Here is a 23,154-nt window from a genome sequence, read left to right as displayed (position 1 = left end):
TTCTCTGCTATTCGTGAGCTGTTTGACGAGAGAAAGCCAGTAAAACAACCTGTCATGCAGTATTCCCTACAGACTCTGGAATGTTACACCTGTCACTATCAACGTGGTGTACATAATGTTTTTACCATGCGGTATCCTGATCTGCAATTTAGTCGAGAGTGAGGTCAACTAACATGATGAAACGAAGAGAAATCGCTCTGATTGTGGCAGCGCTCTGTGGCATTGCCTTCATCGTCTATTTTGCATTGCGAAATCATGGAAGCCATGCGGAGACCGAGCATACGGGCGTACCTATCAATACGGGTGGCCCATCCGATAACCCCGTCGCTCGAGAACATGATGCCGAAAACTTCGCCAAAATGGGCATAATGAGCAAAAATGACTACCTCCGACTGGCTCAACTCCAAGATAAGGCTAACACACAGGGACACCTGTCTGACCAGGAGATCGCCTGGGCTGCCGCGCTCATGAAAGCCCCTTCCCAAGCTCCTCCCCTCGCTCATCTGCCCATCCTTGCTCTCTTCTCAAGCCTTAAGCAGATCACCCCGAAGCAAGAGGAGACCATCTTTCAGTCCACGCTCCCTTCTTTAGCCAGCAACGATATGGGGAAGGATGATCTCTACATGGAGGCGAACGCCGCCCTCGACCTGATGGAAAAATTGAAAGACCATCGGGCCATTCCCTATCTCCTCCCCCTCCTCAAAAACCCTAACGCGAAGGTGAGGGCGAAGGCAAAGCGTGTGCTGGCCGAGCTGGGCTATTCTGCTTCTTAAATGCACGAGGCAACCAATGGGTAGCGCAAGTTGGTGGGCATGGTTCCTATTTGGTAGCTGCTGGCTGGCACCGCTGCAGAGGGGTTATGCCCAAGTGCTGCCGAGCAGACCAAGTCCTTTCCTGCTGAAGTATCTCTGCCAAGCGACCCCACTTCATGGCACGCCTCCCGAAGGGAATCATCCCCACTCTGTGATCACCATAGCCTACGATGGGCGTTACCTATGGTACCGTTCCGACGACGGCACCGTAACCATCACCCTCGCCTACGACGGCAAACAGAGCTTTGTTTTCTACTCAAACCAGTTACAGATCACCCCAGGCCTGGCCTCCATCCCAAACACCATCTATCCTCTCCCCGGAATCCCCCTTCCCTATCTCCGTGCGGCCGATGCGGTGGGTGTTCCGACCTCGCACCCGTCTGCACACTGGCAACGAGCCGTTCGCGTAGACGTTTGCAACGAAAATGAACGCTTTGCCCCTCCTCTTACACTGCGAGGTGTGGAGGAGGGAGTTTTTCTTAAAAAGAAACCGTTCCTCGCCCAATGCACCCTTTTCGGGCCCGATAACACCCTGCAGCAGTGGGACTATCAAAAGCCGATCCCATTCCAACATGCATGGTTGGCCTCACTGGTCGTTCTCACTATTTTCCGTACCGACCCAAATAAGCATCCGATCCCTCTTGCACAACGGCGTTATCGGCTCTTTCAAGCCCTGCCGACCTTCCCATCCGGCTGCTCGCTCTCGTTTAAGAAACTGCTGCAACCGGGAATGACGGTAATGGATTTGCATACCGATCCCTCTACCGAGTTCGTTTTCTACCCAGAAAATGGCTCCTTCGCTCAACAGTGGTCTGCAGCACAACACAAACTTTCTTCTTTGTACCGCTCCTATACACACAGTGCGGTCAGCGGCATGGTTGTGTGGGTTGCCCTCTGCCTGTTGGCGTTTTGGGGCTTTCGGCATTCTGCTTTATCTGATAAGCCGAATACGACACAACATCCCTCTCTCCGACAACGGTGGCCTCTTCGTTCTTTTGCCATCGCCCTTGCCGCTTGGCTTTTGTGCGATGATGTGCTGGGCCACACCCCCATCGAAAAGTTAACCCTCCAATATCGGTTTCAACCGCTACGATGGGGCTTCCACGATTCGTTTTCTCTCGTATTGCTAATCGCTGCCGCCACGCTGACGTGGCTCTGGTACCTCCCCACCTCAAAGCACCGAGATGGATGGTATCTTTGGGGAGCAACCGGCACCCTTTTAATGGCCTACTGCCTCACCGCGCTCCTCACCACGGAGCAGGGGCTGCCGCTCGTGCTGTGCACGTTGGCAATAAGCGCGATGACGATTGGTCTCCTTTGCGCCAAACTCTGCGGCTCGCCCCAAACCCTCTTTCGTCTGCTTGCCGGGCTTGGAACGGTGCAGGCCGTCCTCGCCATTACTTTACGTATTTTGGGTCGGGAGCATTTTCTCTCTGGCACCGTTATCCGAAGCTCGGGGACGTTCGACGATCCCGGCGCCCTTCACACCGTGATGCTGCTCTGCACGCCCATCGCGCTCGCCTTAGCACTTCACGCCTTAAAACGATGGGAAACATGGCTTTGGACGCTAAGCACCGTGCTCCTCTTCCTCACCGATCTACTTACTTTGTACCGGTGGGGCATTCTTGCTACCGCCATCGCCATCCTCTGGGTTATCGCTGCGAAATATCCCAAACGGGCCTATATGCTCGTTGCAGCCTGTGGTCTTCTAGGTCTGGTGCTTTTTACAACCTATCTTCGCACACATGGACATGCGAACTTAACCTCCTCCGAAGGCTCGTGGCAGGGCCGACAGTTTTTAATGAGCGCTGCTTGGCACCAATTTCTCCGGCACCCCCTCACCGGTGTGGGGCTGGGAATGCTCCATCTCTGGGCGCCGGTTGGGGGCGATCCGGAGATACACACCGTCGCCTCCCAGTCTTTCAATATGGAGTTGGATTGGCTGGCACAAATGGGCATAGCCGGTTTTCTGCTGCTCGGTCTCTTCATCTACGGCTTCAGTCGCGTGCTGAAGGCAGCACAGCATCCCCTGAAATCCGGCCTGGCCGCTGTGTGGCTGGGTGTCTTGATCAACGGTCAGCTCGAGGCGCCCCTGATAGCCAATGGTTTTACCGTCGCCTCTGCACTACTCGGAGCGACCCTCCTGATGGCGCTGCAAGGCGACGAAACCTTGCGTGAAGGCTACCATGTCGAATCGGTTCGTTTGGAAACGAACGGTGCCGTTTCATCTGTTATAGATAGTTAGACATGCACTCGATAGCGAAAGTTGAAGTTTCTATGTCTGTACCCGAACGAAGTCAAGCTGTCGCAAATGCGCAAAGCTTCGTAAGAGCGGTTGTATTGCCTCTGCTCTACTTGCTCTGGACGGAAAGCGTTGTTAAAGACTGGTTCCTCTCCACCGCCGATAGTTATCCCTACCGCCTGGCCGGGTACCTCACGTTGGCCGCATTCGCCGGCCTCACTCTGCTCCTCACCGTGCACGACCTTCGCAAAGTTTGGATGGGTCTGTTGGTAGCCCTTAACGTTTTTACCGTAATCGGCCTCTTTCTTCACGGCGGGCCCAATTTGGGGCTTTGGACGACCTTGCCCACAGCGCTTGCCGTCGCCAGCCTGTGGGACACCAAGGCACGGAAGTTTGCCTGGCCATTTCTTCTCTTCGGAGGGGTGGTTACCCTGCTCTGCAGGCTTCCCCTCCTCGAACACCTCCTCCTGTTGCTCGCCCCAACGCTTACCGCCCTACTGCTTCTGTTTCAAAAAGCGCCAACCGGGCTTCGCGTGGCTTTGCTTTGTTGCTCTATGGCCGGTTTTGCTACGCTGGTCTGGCAAACGGTGCTGCCGCATCCGGTTCTTCACCTCCTGCACGCCGACCCCTTTGGCAGCGGCCTCGACACCAATACAACCTCTTCCTTTGCCGGTACCTATCTTCTAGAACAAGGGCCTTTCGCCACTATCAGTCTCACCCTCCTACTGACGGTAGCCGGCCTGCTGGCTCTGCACCTCGCGCTCTTTCCCGGGTCACAGGCGCATCCCCATGAATCGCGGCTGGCCGCTAGCGCCTCGGCTACCCTTTTGGCTCTCCTCGCAGTGAATGACATTCGGCCTGCCTTCCTTACCGCCGATGCGGCCCTCGGCACTTGGCCGCTAGCCCTCGCTCTAGCCCTGCCCGGCTTCATACACTCCCCAAAGCCGGCTCCCTCCGCCGAAACGCTTGCAAAAATCCGTGCCCGACGCCGCAGGTGGCTTCTTTTTACAGCTCTGCTAAGCGGCCTATGTATGGCATGGCTTATCGCCTTTCTCTATCATGCCTATCGCCTCATTCTGCCCTATAAAGGGCATGGAAAGCCGCCGGGCTACGGCGTGTACGTGCCGCTTAACCACATCTCTCAAGCCATGCAAGACGCCACCATCGCCATGGAGGATGGCTCGTTCTACCAAAACTACGGAGTGGATTGGGATGCCACCGATCGCGCTATGCGCATAGATATCCGTGCCGGCGAGATTAAGCTCGGCGGCAGCACCATCACTCAACAGCTCGCCCGCAACCTATTTCTCACGCCGCATAAAACCCTATCCCGCAAACTGGAGGAGATAGTTATCGCTCTTCTCATGAACCGAATGCTGCCAAAACAAAGGATTCTGGAACTCTACCTTAACACCATTGACTATGGACTGGGATATCATGGCATCGCACAAGCCGCATGGGGCTACTTCTATACAACGCCCGATAAACTAACGCTGGCCCAAAGCGCCCTTCTTGCAGGTCTTGTGCCCCATCCTCCCAAACCCGACCCCCGGTTGGCTGCCGCCGGTGAGGTGCAGTATATCCCCCTCGATAAGTTGGCGCATTGGCAAGAGATCGCGCTCGGTCGCCTCGGCGCCTTCTTTGGAAACCGCTATCCGTCCTCTCAGCTCCAGCAGGCCGCCCAAACGCCGCTAGACCATCTCGTGCGCCCTTACCGCGATGCCTACGATAGAGGCGCCACCGATTCGATTCCGCCACACTGGCTAGGCGTGGCCTTCTACAGCTTCGTGAACCCGCAAGCCCCTGCCCCTATCCCCTTCGTTGCACCATGCCTGAAACAACACCTGGCCTCCTTCCTCCTCACCGCCCATAAAACACTGGGGTTGGAGGGCATCCATCATCTGGGAGTCTATAACGACCGTACCATCCGAAACGATCTAAAACATCTCTCGGCCCATGCCTATGGTCAGGCGATAGATATCGCCGGCTTTGTCTTTGCGAATGGGACAACAATTTGGGTTAAAGATCACGATAATCCAATTGTGAAGCAGAAGCTGTTAAAGGTGGAGCAACTGCTCAAACGCCATTTCGACCTCGTTTTGGATTGGCAAAATAATCCCTCAAAACATCAAACCCATTTCCATTGTGAGGTGCGAGGGCCACGCCCACCGGCGCCAACGCCTCCGCCCTACATGTTGCACAACAGCATACCGAATAGCGCTGCTGGTTTCTGATAGGAAAGGAAAACCAAGATGAAACGATTAGCTTTCACCCTCATCGAGCTGCTTGTGGTCATAGCGATCATCGCACTACTGGCTGCGTTGCTCTTTCCTGTGTTTGCTCGAGCGCGCGAGGCCGCGAGGGCTACAGCCTGCCTCTCGAATGTGCGCCAAGTAGGCCAAGCCGTGCTGATGTACACACAAGACTATGACGAGGTCTTTTGTCCCTATTACAGCACTCTCGTCTACATTAACAATCAGCCGAACTTTGTATCCCCCAACCAGTTCTGGCCGCAACTCGTTTGCCCTTACGTTCAGGGAAACGTCATCGGTCACGGTCATTTAGGGCAGGCGCTTATCACCGACCTACCGGCCATCTTCACCTGCCCCGACACCACGCCGGATAAAAACTCCCAACTGGCCGATTGTGCCGGAAACGGCTATATCGCCTCCTACGGCATCAGCGATGATATCGTCAACTGGCGCGGTCCCGACTCGCATAGTGGAACCCACCTGCCCGCACCTCTAGCCGCCGTAGCGGCTCCGGCTAACACGGTGCTGCTCTCCGAGACCTTCGACTGGCTCTGCAGCGGCAAACAACCTGGAGCAGCCCTGCTGCTGAGCTACTTCGATGTCTCCGGTTCCAACATTCCCTCCGGCTCCAATGGAGCTTGGTGGACGCTAGCGGGTCGCCATAGTGCCGCCTATGTGCGCACAAGCATTTCCGGCAACCCCTCGCTTCCCGATCCCAAATCCACCAACAACACCTTCTTCTGCGACGGGCACGCCAAAGCCATGCACACCTCTGACCTCGCCACCAACGGGAACTATTGGAGCCTTAGCCAAAATAACCAGTGGCCCTAACGGGTTGACTTCGCTTAAAAGGGTTGCCGGCTATAGACAAAGGAGCGGCGGATAGGCCGTAGGGGTAGGCACAAAGCCTACCCCTATTTGGGTCTGTTTTGAATAACGGGAGCACAGACGGCCGGTTACAAGCCTTTTGCCTCCTGTACTACCCATTTCAACACCGCCTCAAGGATGCGAGGGCCATTCTGATCGTCACGTAGCAGCACGTCGGAGATGTAGAGAATTCGCCCACGCTTTCCATCCGGTCCCGGGGGCAACGTGGCGAGAGCGGCCGCAACGCCGTAGTCCTTGCCGGAGGCGCCAACTACCCGATAGATCGGCTCCACAGTCGAACCGGCAGGCACGGATGCCATATCTACGCTGCGCAGACGGGGGTCGCCATCTGGATAGGCGAACCGTTGGGGCAAACCGCTCAGCACATGTTGCCCCTCGATCTCCTGCACCTCAAGTCTATCTTGCGGCATGGTCTCAATGGCGTTGTAGAGTGGCAATCCAAGGCGGGGCAGCAAAGGATCGGCGTGAGCCGGCTGCTCTGAAGCCTGAGCGTAATAAAGAGGATAGGGCTGGCCGGTTAGCAGCACAAGCGTTCCGCCTTGTTGAAGGTAACTTTGCAGAGCTTCTGCCGCATCATGGGGCTGTTGTACCGTATCTAGGTAGTCTTCACCGTCGAGGTCAAAAACAACCTTGTACTTCTCGGCATTGAACGCCTGCGGGTTCACAAGCTGCTCTGGCGTGAGTTGGTCACATCGAGGCCGAAAATCACCGTAGTCCAAAAGGTTCGCTATAGGGCTTCCGTTCTCGGTATAGGGAAGGATGGCAAGTGCGCCTTCAGGCACCTGCACTGCTAGTTGTTTGATCGATTCTGCAATCTGTTCAGAACGAAGCATGGCCGTCCACCGGAGCACATCTTGATGCATGGCCCCCGCCACTCGGCGTGCTATCGCTTGGCTTGCCGTGCTCGGCAACCCCATAGCCGCGATAATCGTCCTCCCATTTGGATTGATGCTCGCTACACGCTGTCCTGCTGGTACCTCGTAACCTGCCAATAGCAGCCGAGCCGTCATAACGGGCGGCCATGCCTCCCAAGCAAGCGCAGGGGTTGTATAGATCGGCTGTGCCTGTTGGCCGTTCTCCAAAAGCACCTGCGGCGCCACCGATGTATCTTGCCCTTCAGGAAGGGCTATATACAATAGGTAGACGTTCCGAAGCCCGGCAAGTGGGTGCGACCAACGAACAGGCTGCGATGCGCCTCTCAAAGGTCCCTCTGAACGCACAAACGGAACCCAATCTATCCATTTCAATCCTACCCATAGGCCGGCGAAGGCCTGCTTATCGTTCCAACTCGTCGGCAGAGTCGTGTCGGTAGGCAACGCCAATGGAACGAAAGGCACGTAAGCCTGCGGAGAGATGGGATTGTCGGCAGCCGTTAAAGGCGGAAGCACCGGCAGCGACTTCGCGTGAGTCAGATCGGGGCGACCAACAATAACCGTATCGCCAACATACACGCCACGCACGATCACCGTCCAAAGCGCTTTCGGATCGCGTTGAACCTCCACAGCACGTTCCTCCCCATTTGGAGCACGGACGACAATAGGCTCTGCAGAGAGATCTCCATAGGGAAAGGTGATGGTAACACCGAACGGCCCCGACTGCGGCCCCGTTAAACGAAATGCGAAGTCGCCATCTCCCGTACAAACATAGCGTGCGAGCCGGAGTTGGGAGTTCTCTCGGTCAAAGGCCATGGCCGCCTTTTCTCCGGCCAACACACGCACTACGGTATCGCCCACCGGGTCCATCAAGGCAAAATCCACGCCGAAGCCGTAGTGGGCATGATGACCGGGATAGAAGGGACTGCCGGGCGCCAAGCCATACTCTTCGGCGAACTCGGATGGCAGATAGTCATTGAGAGAAGGATGGTAGTTATCTTGGTAGAGCCGATACCAACGAGAAAGAGAGCCTTGCAAAGCCCACATCAAGATGGGATCGCCCGTGTGTACGGCCACCTGTGCGAGCGTATCCAAGTCCCAGAACACCTCGTTGGCGCAGGCCGCCCCCGTCCAATCTCTTCCCGAATTCGGCTCCCATAAAAAGGCGCTGGAGACGCTATCATCCCGTCTGCTGTCGGCCGTCCACATCACCATATACCGATAGACGTAGGAGCGCGCTAATTGCAGCGCCTGAATCGCCCGATCGTGGCGGGTAGGGTCGCTTTTGAAGGTGAAATAGTAGTCCAACAGGAAGGCGATGGGTAGTGTGGCCCCGATGGCAAAGGGAGAGGAGGGCACATCGGCAAACTCACAACGAGTCCACACCATCTGCATCGCCCAGTTGTAAGCCCCATCAATATAGGGTAAATAGGCTTTCTTGCCCTCATAGTGGTAGAGATCGAGCAGCAGGCGAGCCGCGGCAAAGCCGTTAGCATTGTGCATTGTGGTTACCGGCTTTCCTCCCCAAGGGTCTGTCCAACGCCCCACCAGAGGCTTCTCCCAATAGGTACAGGGCCTTCCGTTCACGGTGAACCGCTTGGTGTACTTTAGAAAGATAGCCGCCTCCCGTTCAAGCTCCTCTATCCGCGCGCTATCCCCCTGTTTAGCCGGCGCCGCCACGGCGCTCTCGTTGTGCCAATACCATCCGTTGATCAGCAAGCTTCCCGAAATCTGAAAATTCCCCTCCGGCCCCGCCAAAAGACTACCGCCTGGTGCCTCCGGTGGCGTCTGCATGTGACCGGCTGCGCCGATATAGGAGAGGTCTACCGTCGTGGGAACTCGCGGCAGCCTTGCCCGTACAAAGGGGTTCCTCCACCATCGGTGCCAGTTGAAGGAGTTTGGATCGGTGGTAGGGCCAAGGTTCCTACTGAACACTAGGTCGGCGAAAGAAGCGATGTGTGTGCCATCGGTCGGATAAACACACTGCTGGTACCCTACTCCTCCATAGGGATAGACCAGCGCCACAAATTTGCTCTTTCCCACTCTATCCGCCTGACGCTCACGACGCTCCAACGGAGTAAGAGCGGACTCCCCGTCGTCATCAACCCCCTCTTTAAGGGCGTCGGTGGGTGGCACTTCCCCATTGGTCGGCGTGATCAGCCGGTTACAAAAGCCCGATGCGATATCTCGCTCAGAGTTGTCGGCGAGTCGTGCCTCCTGAAAATCCCACGCTACATAGAGGCCATGGTCTGGGTCCCACAAACCCGTCAGCGGGAGCGGCTGCCCTGAAAAGGGAGGGGTCGTAGACCATTCGCGGTTATAAGGATAGGCCGATAGCTCCGGTGTGCCTATATGTACATCCAAAAGCAAGGGAAACAGGTCGGCACGGGGTGTGGCGTTAAGCCATCCGCCATGTTGCCACAGAAGCGCACTCGGCATGAGGATTTTGAGAAAATGAAACGGCTGCTTCCCCACCTTTTGCTGCCATGCGGCAGGGGAGAAATGCGCTAAGGTGAGGTCGAAAAACACTTTTGGAAAATGTCCCGCCCTCAACACCACCTCAATGCGACTGTGAGAAAGTTCGAGACCGCTATGGGGCGGGGCCTGCAGCTCAGGAAAAAGCATACGAGAGAGACTTCCCGTTTGCCGAACTTCGATGTGCGAAGCAAAGATAAGCCCTTCAGAACTAAAGTGAACGGGGGCGATCTGCCGACCGTCCTCTAGCACTTCAAAGCCGATATAATGCCCCGAACGTTCCAAAGCCAATATGGTGATGACATGCCCATCACGCCGTTGCTGAATGGTGGGAACGGCACCGGCAGAGACACTTAGCAGACTAAGCCCCAACACAACAAGGGAACTTAAGCTACCCTGACGACAGACCATTATTGGTCATCTACTCCTTCTGTCTACTTGTTTTAGAGAGTAGCTTTCTGTTAGCCAAACACCGTGCTTTTTCCTGCCACACGCTACCGGCCATGGGCGGCATTTAATAAAAGGTAGAATAGAGTCAAGCGTTTTCGTGGAAGGAGAGACCGTGTCCAATCTAGGGAGGATTTTTACCGCGATTGCCGGTTTCAGCGGCTTTCTTTCGGTGGCCTTAGGTGCTTTTGGTGCTCACGGACTGCAGGCGCATTTGGCCGCCCTACAGATGACAGAAGTCTATCATACGGCTGTTCAGTACCATATGGCGCACACGCTGGCGCTTCTCGGCGTGGCTCTTCTTATGGAACGCATGAAGCCGCCTCGCTACCTTGCTTTGGCAGGTTGGCTTTTCATCGTGGGTATTGTTCTCTTTTCCGGCAGTCTCTACGTACTCGCCATCTCCGGCATCCGAGTTTTAGGGGCCATTACGCCTTTTGGGGGTCTCTGTTTTCTGGCAGGCTGGTTGTGTTTAGCGGTAGCCGCGCTTGTGCGTAGTTAGGCGCGGCTACCGCGGCAGGCTCTATTTGGAGGGAGGCACCTCTTTGGTAGAGGGAACAGAGGCATAGCCTGGTGCCTGCCCAACGAAGGCAGCGCGACCGAGGGCCGCATCCAACTGGGCGCGGGCGATGTTGTAGGCGTAGAGTGCTGCCACCTGGTCGCTCTCGGCCTGTGTCAGCGAAGTTTGGGTGGTGTTCAGCTCCAAGATGGGCGAGACTCCCTGTTGCTGCGAAACGCCCGCCTTATAGCGCACCTGGGCTAGACGGTAGGCTTCTTGCGCCTGTGCAAGCGTCACATTGGCTACCGCAACGCGGTCTTGAGCCTGGATAAGGTTGATGTAGGCTTGCCGCACATCGGCGCTTACCAAGTCTACCGCGTTTCGATAGGCCACCTCAGCCTGTGCTAACTGGCCGTGAGCCTGCTCTCTTCGCGCACGTGCTAAACCGCCATCCCAGATGGGGATGTTCACATTGAGCGTGACCGCCGCTTGGTTAAACAAGGTAAAGCCGGCTGCGTTGGGATTAAGCGTATAGCTGAAGCCAAGGCCAAAGGTAGGCAGTTCGCTGGCGTTAGCAAGGGTTAACCCTGCTTTTGCGGCATCCATCTGCGCCTCTGCCTCCAATATCTCCGGCCGTTGGTGCAGGGCTTCTTGCACCAGCTTTTGGTACTCCGGCCCAAGGTTAAGAGGGTCGGCAACGGTCAACGGCTTGCCCCCACCAATACCCTCTTCCGCCAAGGTGGCCGCTCCCGGCACGATCTTCTGCATCTGCTGGGTAGGTGAAAGTACCCCCTGCCCGCTGTCGGCATTCGCCTCTCCCGATGGGGCGGTAGATGAGGCGTTCTGAGGCGCTGCCGTATAGAGAGGCACCCCTGGTGGAGTCGTTATAGCGCCGGCATCCGTTATCTCCAACGGCGCCGAAATGGAAAGCCCCATCACGTTCTTTAAATTGGTAAGGCTTAGGCTCAGCTGCTGCTGGGCGCGAAGGTAGGCGTCTTGCGCGGCGGCAACGTCGGTTTGTGATTGAATCACATCAAAGCGCGGTGATACACCGGCTGCATAGCTTTTTTGGGCTGTATCCAGCCGCAGGAGAGTCGTTTGCAATGTATCGGCAGCAACGGCCAGCTGTGCTCTCGCCTGAAGCACCTGATAAAAAGCATTTCTTACCTGAAAAACGATCTGGTTGCGGATGCGATTCACCTCCAGCCGCGCCGCCACCTCTTGGAACTGGGCTTGGGTTTTAGCCGCCTTCAGCGTGCCAAAAACGTCGAGCGGCAGCGATGCCTGTGCAACCACAATCGGGTTGAATGTGTAGAGTAGCGGCAGTGTAACCCCGCCGAAGGTCGCCTTGTTTCCTCGGTTGAATTCCGTGATCTGGGCGTTTACTCCCACCGTTGGATTGAAAGCGGTGCGCGCCTCCTCTGTGCGCCCCTCGGCAGTGAGAAGGGCGGCCACCGCCTGAGCCAACTCCCGATTTGTACCCAATGCGATGGCCACCGCCTGGTCTATTGTTACCGGCTTTCCCTGTAGGTAGCTCTGCAAGGCGTCGAGGCCTGGGGAGTTCATCAGCGGTTGGGAGGGTTTCGGTAGGGGGAGAGCCGGCTTCGGCACCGGGCCTAACGGCGTTGTTGGCGGAGCTTGCTGGGGCAAGGGCACCACACCCGTTGGCACAGGCAACGGTTTCACTTGTGCCTGTTCTTGCGGCGTCTGCGCATAAGTGGCCAGCGGCACGGCCAAAAGGCAGGTCGCGATAGAGAGTAGGCCGCTTCTTCGTCTACTCGGTTTTCCAACCCATGGTATGGTGTTCAAATCTGTATCCTCCTTCTGCATGCCAGCATCTGTTCCGATTGTCAAAACAGGAGAACGGATGCAAGCATTTTCAAATAGGTGAGTTTCTGCTCAATTTACGATTGAACAGGCGAGGTTACTCCGTAGCAGTCGCGATACGCAAAGTCGGTTTCTGCGATGATCTGCTCTTTGCAACAGTTTTGGCCGTCTAGAGCGTCTATCTACTAACATCGTGGAAAGGAGACAATCAACATGTTTGTAAGGCGCACATACCAAATAGTGCTTTCTGCTTTCTTGCTTGGCTTTCTTTTATCCATAAAACAAACGGCCTACGCCTTCGATGTAACGGCCACCCTGAACAATCAACAGGTCGTTATCGGAGATTTAAGCTATTCCGTGGGAATCGCAAATGCCAACACAGGGCAGGAGACAGGGACTTTCTTGCTTAAACAGAAGTACAACTACCTCATGGACGACAAAATGGGTTGTCAATTCCGGTGGTTCCAAATCATCATCCAAGATGACTGTCCGGCAAAGTACAAAGGCAAGCCACTAGCAGTCGCAGTAGACCCTCCTTCCGGTGGGTGGGACTACCAGAAACCTAATGGAGGAGCCGACACCTCACCCTACTACGAGAATGATGATAATGGAAACTATGCCTATCCTAACTATGCGCAAAGACATGATAAAAACTACAACGGCGGCCCCGGGTTCCTTGGGATGAGTTGGACAGACGACTACCCAGGCATCTGTGATGGGAAGAACGTTAAGACCACCTGGCAAACCTATCTTGTGTTCACCGGCCCTAAGATCAAAAACGAGTTCGACATCCTTTTCGGTTACCAGTGGACGGTCGGTAGAGATAATAATGGCAATCCGGTTTTCAATAGCTACGATAATAATGGGAACGGCATTGACCCTACAAAGCAGATAGACGTCACCCAGACACCTCCGGTAAACTATCTGGATGAAGCGTTGAATAACTCGGGTTTCAGCGGCTGGAAATGGGCTTTTGGAAAAGACCTCGCACTCTACTGCCCCGCGGCATCTACTCCCGAGCTTTCGGCGGGTCTTAGCTTGACCATCGCTCTATTGAGCGTGGTTCTGTGGCATAGATGTCGTAGCAGACGCTCGATGGCCACAAAACACTCTGAAGGATAAATCTCTCGAATAGCAAAACCATGCTTTCAGCCAAAAGGTTTACCCTTCGATCCATCAGGACATTCTCCCGGAGGGAAGAAGCATGAAAAGTTCTTCCCTCCGCCTAACTATCGCTGTTCCTAGTTGGCGTGGTTCGCGTACGGTCTTTCTCACCGATCGTGCGTCCCATTTTCATATCGCCCTTGAAAACATTTCAGAGCACCCTATTCGCCTTTGGAGCGAGGCCTGCTCTTGGGGCTATGAGGCTTTGTCCTTTGAAATGCAGACACCGAATGGCATCGTTGCTATCAAGCGTAAGCCCACCAACTGGAAACAAAATATCCCTGATTCCATCCTTCTAAACCCTAGCGAGCTACAGATTTTTGATATCTACTGCGCTACCGACGAATGGACGCATTTCCCTCTTCCCTCTCCTCAACACTCACGAACCGTTCTTCTCAAAGCCGTTTATCTCGTAAGACCAGACCGCCTATCGAAACAATATAATATCTGGTCGGGTCGGCTTACATCGGATTGGGTTCCTCTGTTGTTTGTGAATCATCTTGTCTCTTAAGTCCGGTTTCCTCCTCCGTTATTTCCATATCACCATCTAGTAATGCATAAAAACGGCATCGTCTGGCGTATAATGTACACTAAACATCACTGTGTGGAGAGCAACATGGTTTCCGGCAAATCCCTGCGAAAAACGGCTTTTGCGTCTCTTCTTCTGCTCGCTTTCTGGGTTATCGGTTGTGGCCGCCAACAGACTACCACTTCCGGCCCCACAAACGCCTCTCCAGGAGCGCCCTCAGGGCAACAGCCTTTTCGAGTTGCCCTCATTATGTCCGGTTCAACGACCGATCATGGCTGGAACCAGGGCGCCTACGAAGCCTTAAAAGCAGTGGCTAAAAAGCTCGGGCTTAGCGATAGCCAAATCGCTTTTAAGGAGCAAGCAACCTCTGCCGATAGCCAACTAGAAAGCCTTCGCGCCTTCGCCTCCCAGGGCTACAATGTAGTTATCGGTCATGGTGAGGAGTACGAACAGCCGGCACTGCGCATTGCACCCGAATTTCCGAAAACACTGTTCGTTATCTCATCAGGCAGTCAGGTTGCGCCCAACGTCACCCCTATCGTCTTCAAGCTGGAAGATGGAGCCTATCTCGAAGGGATGCTTGCTGCCGGAATGAGCAAAAGCGGCATCATCGGTGCCGTCGGTGCCGATCCCATCGGCCCGGTCAAAAGCGTTTTCTCCGCCTACGCACTCGGCGCCAAGGCCATCTCCCCTCAGATCAATGTCCTCCAACCCCTCTATACCAACGATTGGGACGACGTTGGCAAGGCGAAACAGGCCACTCTCTCCCTCATTGGCCGCGGTGCCGATGTGATCATCCAAGACCTCGATAACGCCGCTCAAGGGGTGTTCAATGCCGTAGAACAGAGCAATCGGCCCGGCCACCCCGTCTATGCGCTCGGAACGAATAGTGACCAAAACGGCAACGCCCCAGATGTGATCCTGGCAAGCGCGCCGATCGATCTCTATCCGGCTTTCCTTAATATTATACAGGCTGCCAAAGAGGGGACTTTTAAACCAAACGCAACCCCTTATGGCCTCAAATCCGGTGTGATCGGCTTCGTGTATAACCCTAAACTAGAGCCTAAGATTCCTGAAGCGCTAAAACAAAAAATAGATGCGGCCAAACAAAAGATCATAGATGGAACCCTCGTTATACCGAAAGCGGATTAGCCATGAACTTAGCGCGTGACACCGCGGCATCAACAACTCCGCTTGCAGCGCCATCTTCTACCGTCCCCTCAGTGCAGATGCAGCAGATCGTCAAGCGCTATGGCGCCACGATCGCGCTGAATGCGGTGGACTTCGACCTTCAGGCAGGCGAAATCCATGCCCTGCTAGGCGAAAACGGCGCCGGCAAATCCACCCTCATGCACGTTCTCTCGGGCATGACCCAGCCCGATTCGGGAACCATTCGCATCAACAACGCCACGGTTAACATCGCCTCTCCTAAAGAGGCACGTCGGCTTGGCATCACGATGGTGCATCAACACTTTACCCTTGTACCGGCCTTTACGGTACAGGAAAACCTAGCCCTCGATGCCGACGTGCCCCTACATGCTCTTCGCTACCGCACGGAAGAGGCCGCTAAGCCGGCCCTAAACCAGGCTGCCGCGCTCGGCTGGCAGCTCGATCCTTACGCTCGTGTTGAAGACCTTCCTGTAGGCATCCAACAGCGCATCGAGATCGCGAAAGCACTGGCGACCAACGCACAATGGCTTATCTTCGATGAACCCACCGCCGTGCTTATCGGTGAAGAGATCGAAGAGCTTTTTCGCGTCCTCCGCACACTTCGGAATTCCGGGAAAGGGGTGGTGTTCATTACCCATAAACTGCCCGAAGTGATGGCCCTTGCCGATCGCGTTACCGTGCTGCGTAGGGGGCAAAAAATCGCCACTGCCTCTATCCATGAGGTCAATCCGACCCTCCTCGCCCAATGGATGGTTGGCGAAGCACCCAAAGCACATCCTCTGTCGGAAAGTAAACAGGTTTCACGCCCCCTCCCCAAAACACCCGCCTTCCGCGCCGAAAATCTTACCGTGCTTGGAGATAAAGGAGAGAGCGTTCTGCAAAATATCTCCTTCGAGGTCTATCCTGGAGAGATATTCGGCATAGGTGGTGTGGATGGTAACGGTCAAACGGAGCTTGCCGAAACGATTGTGGGGTTACGAACTCCGAAATCCGGCCGACTGCTTTGGTATGAAGGCGAGTTTCAGCCCGGCCAACATCCTCGCATCGGCTATATCCCGCAAGACCGAAGACGCCATGGGCTAGCCCTCACTATGACGGTAGAAGAGAACCTTCTCTTTGAAGCGGTGAAGGAGGCCAAATATCGTTTCGGCCCTTTCCTGCGTCGTGCCGCACTACATGAGTTGGCCGAAACGCTTATTCGCGAGTTCGATATTCGAACCCCCAGTGCAAAGCTTCCGGCCTCGGCCCTATCCGGCGGAAACCAGCAAAAGATCGTCGTTGCCCGTGCTTTGCATCACCGTGCCGAATGGATTGTCGCCGTCAACCCGGTACGTGGTCTCGATATTAACGCCACCCAGTTCGTGCATGCCCAACTCCTCAATGCAAAACAACGTGGTGCTTCTATCGTGCTTATCTCTACCGATCTCGACGAACTGGCTGCTTTGGCCGACCGCACGGTCATTCTCTCCAACCATCAAATGCATCCCATAGACCTCACCCAACGCGACGCCACCCAAATCGGTCTTCTGCTCGGTGGCGCCTCTATCAAGGAGACGCCTTAATGTCTCTCGCCAAGCGCCTTCCCGCAAAACTCACGCCGTTCTCCCTCCTAGTGCGCTTCTTTGTCATCGCTTTTCTCTACATCATCGGCTTTCTTATTCTTTTGGTCGCAACTTTTGCCGTTTTTGGTGTTGCTCCCAACAAAGCGCTCTTTGCGTTGCAACAGGGCGCACTCGGCGGTGGCCCCATCTCGCCTGCCTATGCCATCTCTGAAACTCTCGTGCGAGCCACCCCGCTTCTGCTCACCGGACTGAGCATCGTTGTGGCCTGGCAAGCTGGTATGTTCAGCATCGGCGGCGATGGCCAGCTTCTTATGGGGGCGCTTACCGCAACCGTCCTTGCGCAACTACAACATGTGGTCAACCCGAATCTGCTTATCTTTCTCATGCTGGTGTGTGGAACCCTTGTTGGCGCCCTGTGGGGGGCCATTGCCGGCTGGCTTAGGGTAAGGCGCAACGTGCAGGAGGTTATCAGCACCATTATGCTCAACTACATCGCCCTCTATCTCGTGGGCGCTGCGGTGGTGGGGCCGCTTCAAGAATCCTCCCATAGCAACCCCGAATCCAACCTGCTGCCCGATAAGCTTCTCTTCGCCCACATTCTACCCCCCTCGTGGTCTGGAGGCATTATAACACGGCTCCATAGCGGCGTGCTTCTTGCCTTCCTCGCAGTGCCCATCGTCTGGCTCTATCTCTATCGAACCCTCCAAGGCTTCCAACTTCGTATTGTAGGTCAAAACCCAGAAGCCGCACGCGCTGCAGGGATATCGGTAAACCAAACTCGTGTCCGCGCCATGGCGCTCTCCGGTGCCCTCTGCGGTCTGGCCGGTGTCGTTCAGCTTCTTGGTACAAGCGAGCGCCTAAGCGCCAACTTTTCTCCCGGATGGGGCTATACGGCCATTCCGGTGGCCTTAGTCGGTGGTTTACACCCCATCGGCACGCTCCTTTCAGCCCTCTTCTTTGGCGCCCTTGAGGCCGGCTCGGTGAACGCTGAACAGACCCTACAGGTGCCTGCCAGCCTCATCGCCATCGTACAAGCAGCTGCTGTATTGGCCATTATCGGCGTCAACGCCTGGCGCCAACGCTACCCCACCGAACTGAAGGATTAGAGAAACAGAAATGAGCATCGTTGCAGGAGTTCTCCTAGGTACCTTGGCGGAGACGACCCCCCTTCTCTATACCGCACTCGGCGAAACGGTAGCCCAACGGGCCGGGGTCATCAATGTGGGGCTAGAAGGCATCTTACTCACAAGCGCCTTCACCGCCAGCTTCGCAACGTATCATATCGGAAACCCTTATATCGGTGTAGGTATCGGCATGTTAACCGGCATCGCTTTCGCACTGTTATTCGGCTTTTTCGCTCTTGTGTTGCATGCTGACCAAGTTGTTACCGGGGTCGTTTTTAACCTCTTTGCGCTTGGCATCACGGGCACGCTCTACCGCTTTCTTTTCGCCTTACACGATAAAAGCCTTATTACTTCCCAGCTTCCCCTCATCCATCACACGGTAACCATCCTTACACCGCTCTCTCTACCTGCCGTTGCCTTTGTTTGGTGGTGGCTCTACTCTACGCGCAGTGGGCTTGAGCTGCGCGCCTGCGGCGAACAGCCGCTTGCAGCCGACGCAGCCGGCATCTCCGTTCGCAGAACACGCGCCATTGCCCTTATTTTTGATGGCGCGATGGCCGGTATTGCCGGCGCCTTTCTCTCCGTTGCCGACTCCAACACCTTCGTGCCGAACATGTCGGCAGGTAAGGGCTTTATCGCCCTCGCCATCGTCACAGCAGGCCGCTGGAACCCTATCGGCTGCCTGGTGGCCTCGCTGCTGTTCGGTTTCACCAATTCTCTGCAGTTTCAAGCCCAGACGCTTGGCTTCGACACACTCTATCGCCATACAGCTGCAACCCTACATCTCACCATGTTCTTGCATCGGCTTAACCTCGACCATTTTCCGTATCAACTTTTCCTTGCTCTTCCCTACGTCGTCACCATGCTTATTCTCTTCGGCAGCAGCCGCTCCACGCGTGCCCCTGCAGCACTTGGTCGCCCCTATCGTAAAGAATAATGGAGGAATGAAGCACCCATGCTGATAATGACGCGCCGTCTCTATTTTGCTGCCGCTCACCGAGAACTTCCCAACTCGGAGCTAACCGGAAATACCTACACCCTCGATGTAGCGGTAAGGGGCCCTATCAACGAACGCACCGGATTACTTGTCAATATCAAAGAGCTGGATCGTATTGTAAAAGAGCGCGTTCTCAACCAAATAGATGGGAAATGCTTGAATGACCGTATATCGTTTTTCCAAACGCAACCGGCAACCCCGGAAAATATCGCCACCTATATCGCCGAAACCATCCAGCCGCTTCTCCCTTCTGAAGTGCAACTGCACTCCATACGGCTTCAACCAACTCCCGTCCTCTACACCGAGTGGTTCTCTCAACTTACGGAGGCTGCCAACATGCTCCTGACAAAAATCTATGAGTTCTCTGCCTCTCATCGTCTTCATAGCGATCATCTGTCAGAAGAAGAGAATCGTGATCTGTTCGGGAAATGCAACAACCCCAACGGACATGGGCATAATTACGAACTCGAAGTAACGATCTGTGGCCCCATCAACCCGACAACCGGCCGAGTGCTTCCACCGGAATGCCTTGATGCGATTGTAGAGCGCGAAGTCCTCTCTCGCTACGATCATCGCTATCTCAATTTAGATGTGCCAGAGTTCGCTCATGTGGTACCTTCGGCGGAGATGATCGTAAAAACCATATGGGAGCGCTTGCGCCCGTGCATTCCGACGCCGGCGCGTCTCTATCGGTTGCGTCTTTACGAGACGCCGCGCAACCTATTCGAGTACTCAGAAGCAGATCAAAAGGAATAACAATGAAATCGAAACTTGAAGAGATTTACGCCTCACTTCTTGAAGAGATAGGCGAAGACCCAGAACGTGAAGGGCTTATCAAAACTCCGCATCGCGCTGCTGAAGCCATGCGATTTGTTACACGCGGCTATCGAATGAACCTAGAGGACATCGTTAACGGTGCCATTTTTAAGGCCGATTCTGACGACATGGTCATTGTACGAGGCATCGAGTTCTTTTCAATGTGCGAACACCACCTCTTTCCCTTCTTCGGCCACGCCAATATCGCCTATATCCCGGACGGGCGAATTATCGGGCTTTCCAAACTCGCTCGCATCACCGAAATGTTTGCCCGCAGGTTACAAGTTCAGGAACGTCTCACGGTGCAGATCGCCGAGGCCGTACAAGAGATTCTCAAACCGAAAGGAGTGGGGGTTGTTCTGCAAGCAAAGCATCTCTGCATGATGGCACGTGGAGTGGAAAAGAAGAGCAGCGATATGGTAACAAGTCACGTGTTGGGCGTCTTCCGAACCGACCGTAGTACACGAATGGAGTTCATGAACCTCCTCGACCTCAAGGAGACATGAAAAAACCAAGTCCTATATAACCGCTTCCTAGAGGCACTCCCACTAGAACGGTTTGACAGGCTTTCCGTCTACTCGCACCTCAAAATGGCAATGCGGACCAGTTGCCAAACCGGTGGCGCCCACACGCGCGATAACTTGCCCCTGATGCACCGTCTCGCCTACATGCACCAACAACTCGGAGCAGTGACCATAGAGAGTTGTCAAGCCGCGCCCATGGTCTATTACCACCGTATAACCGTAGCCGTTCAAATAGGAGGCCACAATAACAGTGCCGTCTCCTGCCGCATGAATGGGCGTTCCCTCAGGTGCTGCGATATCCACACCGGTATGCATGCGATAGCGGTGTAGAATCGGGTGATAGCGCATTCCAAACTCCGAGGTGATCACTCCATTCACAGGTTTTATCAGCTCCCCTCGCCAGATGGGGGCAATAGCAAAATGCTCCTCGGCTTGGCGCAACTCACGCCTCGGAGCATTGGGATGCGCCGCACGCCAGGCGGCCTCCTCCTCACGGCGTCGTTCTTCCAACAGCCCAGATAGAAACTGAATTCGCGCCGTCATCGCCTCGGCCTCGCCTTCCAGCTCGTCTAATTCCTCCTCTTCTTGCGTTCTCAGGGCTACTGTGTGGCTCAAAGCCTCCTCTTGCTGCCACTGCAGCGCCAAGTACTCTTTCTTCCGCCGCTCATAAAGCGCGGCGAGCTGCTGTTGCTGAGCCTCTTGGGCCTCCAACCGACGCTTATCTATTTGAATCTGCACGATATCGCGCTGCACCGAGTTGATCAGGGCCATATCGCTCCGAACGATCTGCCGCACATAAACTCCGCGCGACAGAAGGTCGGAAACGCTGGCCGCCCGCAATAAAACCTCCGCGTAGCTTATCTGGCCCCGCATATAGTTCTCACGGATGCGCTCGGCCAACATTTTTCGTTGAAAAGCCAGTCTCTTCTGGGTGGCCGCTAAATGTTCCAACACCCTCTGATGCTGATGTTCTAGGGCGCTCATCCGGTCGCTAACATCCTGCAGACGCGCACGCGCCGCATCTACCTGTTGCTTGGTTACGTGCAGGACGACGTGCAGATGGTGCTCTCTCACCTTTGTGGCATGAATTTTTGCACGCACTACAGCGATATGACCTCGTAACCCGTGCAGCTGAGAGGCCAATTGCTGTTTTTTTCTAATCGCTTCGCGTGCAAGCTCAGCCGTTATCTTCTGAGCCTTTTTGTGAGACCGTTTCAACGGCCTCGTAGGGTGCGATAGATGACGACCAGGAGACCCAATGCAGCTACGCCCGGCCAAAGAGCACAGGAATAGGCAGAAGATGAGGAGGATAGAGGAGGCGTGTCTCATGTTTGCCTCAAAAACCGATGAATTGCGAGCTGACTTCCTATGATGCCGATAAAGGCCCCCGTACAGATAAGTCCGACGATCACCTCGACGGGTGTTATCTGCGAGGGAATGTCTCCTACAAGTGGTGAATGTAGGCTGCTTACAAAACTACTTACCTGACGTGCCGCAAAAATGAGCAAACTCGCGGCGATGGTTCCCCCTAGAACGCCGTGGAAAGCCCCCTCTAACAGCAGTGGAAAACGGATGAAGGAGGCGGTCGCCCCAACGAGTTGCATGATGCGAATTTCGCGTCGGCGGGCAAACACCGTTAGGCGGATAACGTTCTGAACGCTAAACAGGGTTGCTACGAAAAGCGCGATCGCCGCTGTTCCCCCTAAAACACGCACCATGCGTTCAAACCCTCTTAGCATCTGCACTTCTGCATTGGCGTCGTTCACCTGTTGCAGTTGAGGAAAATGCTTTTTATTGCGGAAGAAAGCCGCCAACCTACCAACATCGGCGCTATTGCGCGCCTGCACGGTCAGCTTGTCCATTAAGGGGTTCATCGGCATGGCTTGGGTCAGTTTTGGTTCCTCGTGCTCCAGAAGCGACCACGCCTCCTCTTTCGTCACCAAATGTACCGAGGCTACGGTTGGCAGCGCCTCAATCTGATGCTGCAAGGCAATGACTTTGTCCCTCGGTACGTTCACACGTAAGAAAAGATCGATCTCGTTGAACTTCTGGGGCTGTGCAGCGATGTACTCATTGATGCGAAACCCCAACCACAAGCACCCTCCAAACACGGTGAGGGCCACCGTCACCGTCCCTAAAGCTGCCAACGACATCAGGCCATGCCTACGGATGTTCAACCACGCCTCTTGTATGAGGAAAAAGAGACTATCGAACCTCATTGTCTCCTCTCACGATAACGGTTGCATATGCGCCTTGTGAATCGTCCCGCACCAATCTTCCATCGGAAAACTCGACCACACGGCGCTGCAAGCGGTTTACGATCGCCACATCGTGCGTGGCCACCACCACCGTCGTCCCATTGTGCCCATTGATGTAGGCTAACAGGTCAACGATGCCCGCCGAGGTTTCGGGGTCTAGATTGCCGGTTGGCTCATCGGCAAGCAGAAGGTGTGGTTCGTTGACCAGAGCGCGTGCGATGGCTACACGTTGCTGCTCACCTCCGGAAAGCTGGTGTGGGAAGGCATCGGGGCGACTGGCTAGTCCCACCATTTCCAATACCCTGGGCACACGTTGCCTAATTTGGCTGCACCCGGCCCCAATAACCCGCAGTGCGAAGGCCACGTTTTCATAAACTGTGCGATCGGGCAACAGCCCAAAATCTTGAAACACCACTCCCAAACGGCGACGGAAAAAGGGGATGTCGCGCGGTCGAAGGGCGCTTACGCTAATGCCATCTACGATGACCTCCCCTTGTGTGGGTACCTCGGCGCGATAGAGCAGCTTTAGCAGTGTGGATTTGCCCGCGCCGCTCGGCCCCACCACAAAAACGAACTCCCCCCGTTTCACACAGAGATTGATGTGTGATAACGCGGGAACTCCTTCCGGATAGATCACCGATACATTGCGGAGCTCGATCATAAGCCTTCAGAGCTAGCTTCCGGGAAGCCGCTTTC

At 55.1% G+C, this 23,154-nt stretch carries 18 protein-coding genes; 13 read left to right on the top strand and 5 right to left on the bottom strand.

What is annotated here, in order from left to right; translation table 11 throughout:
* The first annotated feature begins 173 nt into the window (after positions 1-173).
* Genes VKV29_RS14675 through VKV29_RS14660 form a run of 4 tightly spaced genes read left to right on the top strand, consistent with a single transcriptional unit; the run spans position 174 to position 6,137 of the window.
* Positions 174-773, top strand: coding sequence for a hypothetical protein (locus tag VKV29_RS14675; RefSeq protein ID WP_324202068.1), 600 nt, complete (start codon positions 174-176; stop codon positions 771-773).
* 16 nt (positions 774-789) lie between these two features.
* Positions 790-3,057: an O-antigen ligase family protein gene (locus VKV29_RS14670; RefSeq protein WP_324202067.1), complete on the top strand. Its 2,268-nt coding sequence runs from the start codon at positions 790-792 to the stop codon at positions 3,055-3,057.
* Positions 3,058-3,089: 32 nt separating this feature from the next.
* A complete protein-coding gene (locus VKV29_RS14665; RefSeq protein ID WP_324202066.1) occupies positions 3,090-5,288 on the top strand; it encodes a transglycosylase domain-containing protein in 2,199 nt (732 codons plus the stop codon).
* Between the two features lie 18 nt (positions 5,289-5,306).
* Complete coding sequence (locus VKV29_RS14660; protein ID WP_324202065.1) at positions 5,307-6,137, top strand: DUF1559 domain-containing protein; 831 nt, start codon at positions 5,307-5,309, stop codon at positions 6,135-6,137.
* 125 nt (positions 6,138-6,262) lie between these two features.
* Here VKV29_RS14660 and VKV29_RS14655 read toward each other — a convergent pair whose 3' ends face one another.
* Positions 6,263-9,952, bottom strand: a complete 3,690-nt coding sequence (locus tag VKV29_RS14655; protein ID WP_324202064.1) for a hypothetical protein — start codon at positions 9,950-9,952, stop codon at positions 6,263-6,265.
* A gap of 151 nt (positions 9,953-10,103) precedes the next feature.
* Here VKV29_RS14655 and VKV29_RS14650 point away from each other — a divergent pair, with 151 nt between their 5' ends.
* A complete protein-coding gene (locus VKV29_RS14650; protein ID WP_324202063.1) occupies positions 10,104-10,490 on the top strand; it encodes a DUF423 domain-containing protein in 387 nt (128 codons plus the stop codon).
* A gap of 21 nt (positions 10,491-10,511) precedes the next feature.
* On the opposite strand, the gene VKV29_RS14645 is transcribed toward VKV29_RS14650, so the two are convergent.
* Complete coding sequence (locus VKV29_RS14645) at positions 10,512-12,296, bottom strand: TolC family protein (protein ID WP_324202062.1); 1,785 nt, start codon at positions 12,294-12,296, stop codon at positions 10,512-10,514.
* Between the two features lie 231 nt (positions 12,297-12,527).
* Here VKV29_RS14645 and VKV29_RS14640 point away from each other — a divergent pair, with 231 nt between their 5' ends.
* From VKV29_RS14640 to folE, 8 genes are all read left to right on the top strand, one after another.
* Positions 12,528-13,436: a hypothetical protein gene (locus tag VKV29_RS14640; RefSeq protein ID WP_324202061.1), complete on the top strand. Its 909-nt coding sequence runs from the start codon at positions 12,528-12,530 to the stop codon at positions 13,434-13,436.
* Between the two features lie 82 nt (positions 13,437-13,518).
* Entirely contained in the window at positions 13,519-13,989 is a 471-nt protein-coding gene (locus VKV29_RS14635; protein ID WP_324202060.1) for a hypothetical protein, read from the top strand.
* A 105-nt stretch (positions 13,990-14,094) separates the two neighbouring features.
* Positions 14,095-15,159: a BMP family protein gene (locus tag VKV29_RS14630; protein ID WP_324202059.1), complete on the top strand. Its 1,065-nt coding sequence runs from the start codon at positions 14,095-14,097 to the stop codon at positions 15,157-15,159.
* Positions 15,160-15,161: 2 nt separating this feature from the next.
* Positions 15,162-16,739, top strand: coding sequence for an ABC transporter ATP-binding protein (locus VKV29_RS14625; protein ID WP_324202058.1), 1,578 nt, complete (start codon positions 15,162-15,164; stop codon positions 16,737-16,739).
* Positions 16,739-17,845: an ABC transporter permease gene (locus tag VKV29_RS14620; RefSeq protein ID WP_324202057.1), complete on the top strand. Its 1,107-nt coding sequence runs from the start codon at positions 16,739-16,741 to the stop codon at positions 17,843-17,845. Before VKV29_RS14625 ends, VKV29_RS14620 begins: the two co-directional genes overlap by 1 nt.
* A 10-nt stretch (positions 17,846-17,855) precedes the next feature.
* A complete protein-coding gene (locus VKV29_RS14615) occupies positions 17,856-18,800 on the top strand; it encodes an ABC transporter permease (RefSeq protein WP_324202056.1) in 945 nt (314 codons plus the stop codon).
* Positions 18,801-18,818: 18 nt separating this feature from the next.
* Positions 18,819-19,616 carry a 6-carboxytetrahydropterin synthase gene (locus tag VKV29_RS14610; RefSeq protein WP_324202055.1) on the top strand — a complete coding sequence of 266 codons (798 nt, stop codon included), beginning with the start codon at positions 18,819-18,821 and terminating at the stop codon, positions 19,614-19,616.
* Between the two features lie 2 nt (positions 19,617-19,618).
* Positions 19,619-20,182, top strand: coding sequence for a GTP cyclohydrolase I FolE (gene folE, locus VKV29_RS14605; protein WP_324202054.1), 564 nt, complete (start codon positions 19,619-19,621; stop codon positions 20,180-20,182).
* Between the two features lie 42 nt (positions 20,183-20,224).
* Here the strand turns inward: folE and VKV29_RS14600 are convergent, their stop codons facing one another.
* The 3 genes from VKV29_RS14600 to ftsE form a co-directional block, all read right to left on the bottom strand.
* Positions 20,225-21,301, bottom strand: a complete 1,077-nt coding sequence (locus VKV29_RS14600) for a murein hydrolase activator EnvC family protein (RefSeq protein ID WP_324202053.1) — start codon at positions 21,299-21,301, stop codon at positions 20,225-20,227.
* 224 nt (positions 21,302-21,525) lie between these two features.
* Positions 21,526-22,419 (bottom strand): permease-like cell division protein FtsX, encoded by an 894-nt coding sequence (locus VKV29_RS14595; RefSeq protein ID WP_324202052.1) that lies wholly within the window; start codon positions 22,417-22,419, stop codon positions 21,526-21,528.
* Positions 22,406-23,119: a cell division ATP-binding protein FtsE gene (ftsE, locus tag VKV29_RS14590; protein ID WP_324202051.1), complete on the bottom strand. Its 714-nt coding sequence runs from the start codon at positions 23,117-23,119 to the stop codon at positions 22,406-22,408. Before ftsE ends, VKV29_RS14595 begins: the two co-directional genes overlap by 14 nt.
* Between the last annotated feature and the right edge of the window lie 35 nt (positions 23,120-23,154).

The sequence above is a fragment of the Chthonomonas sp. genome (genome assembly GCF_035294165.1).
GTDB lineage: Bacteria > Armatimonadota > Chthonomonadetes > Chthonomonadales > Chthonomonadaceae > Chthonomonas.
Note: the sequence above shows the minus strand (reverse complement) of the source record. Positions and strands in the feature narration are given on the sequence as shown.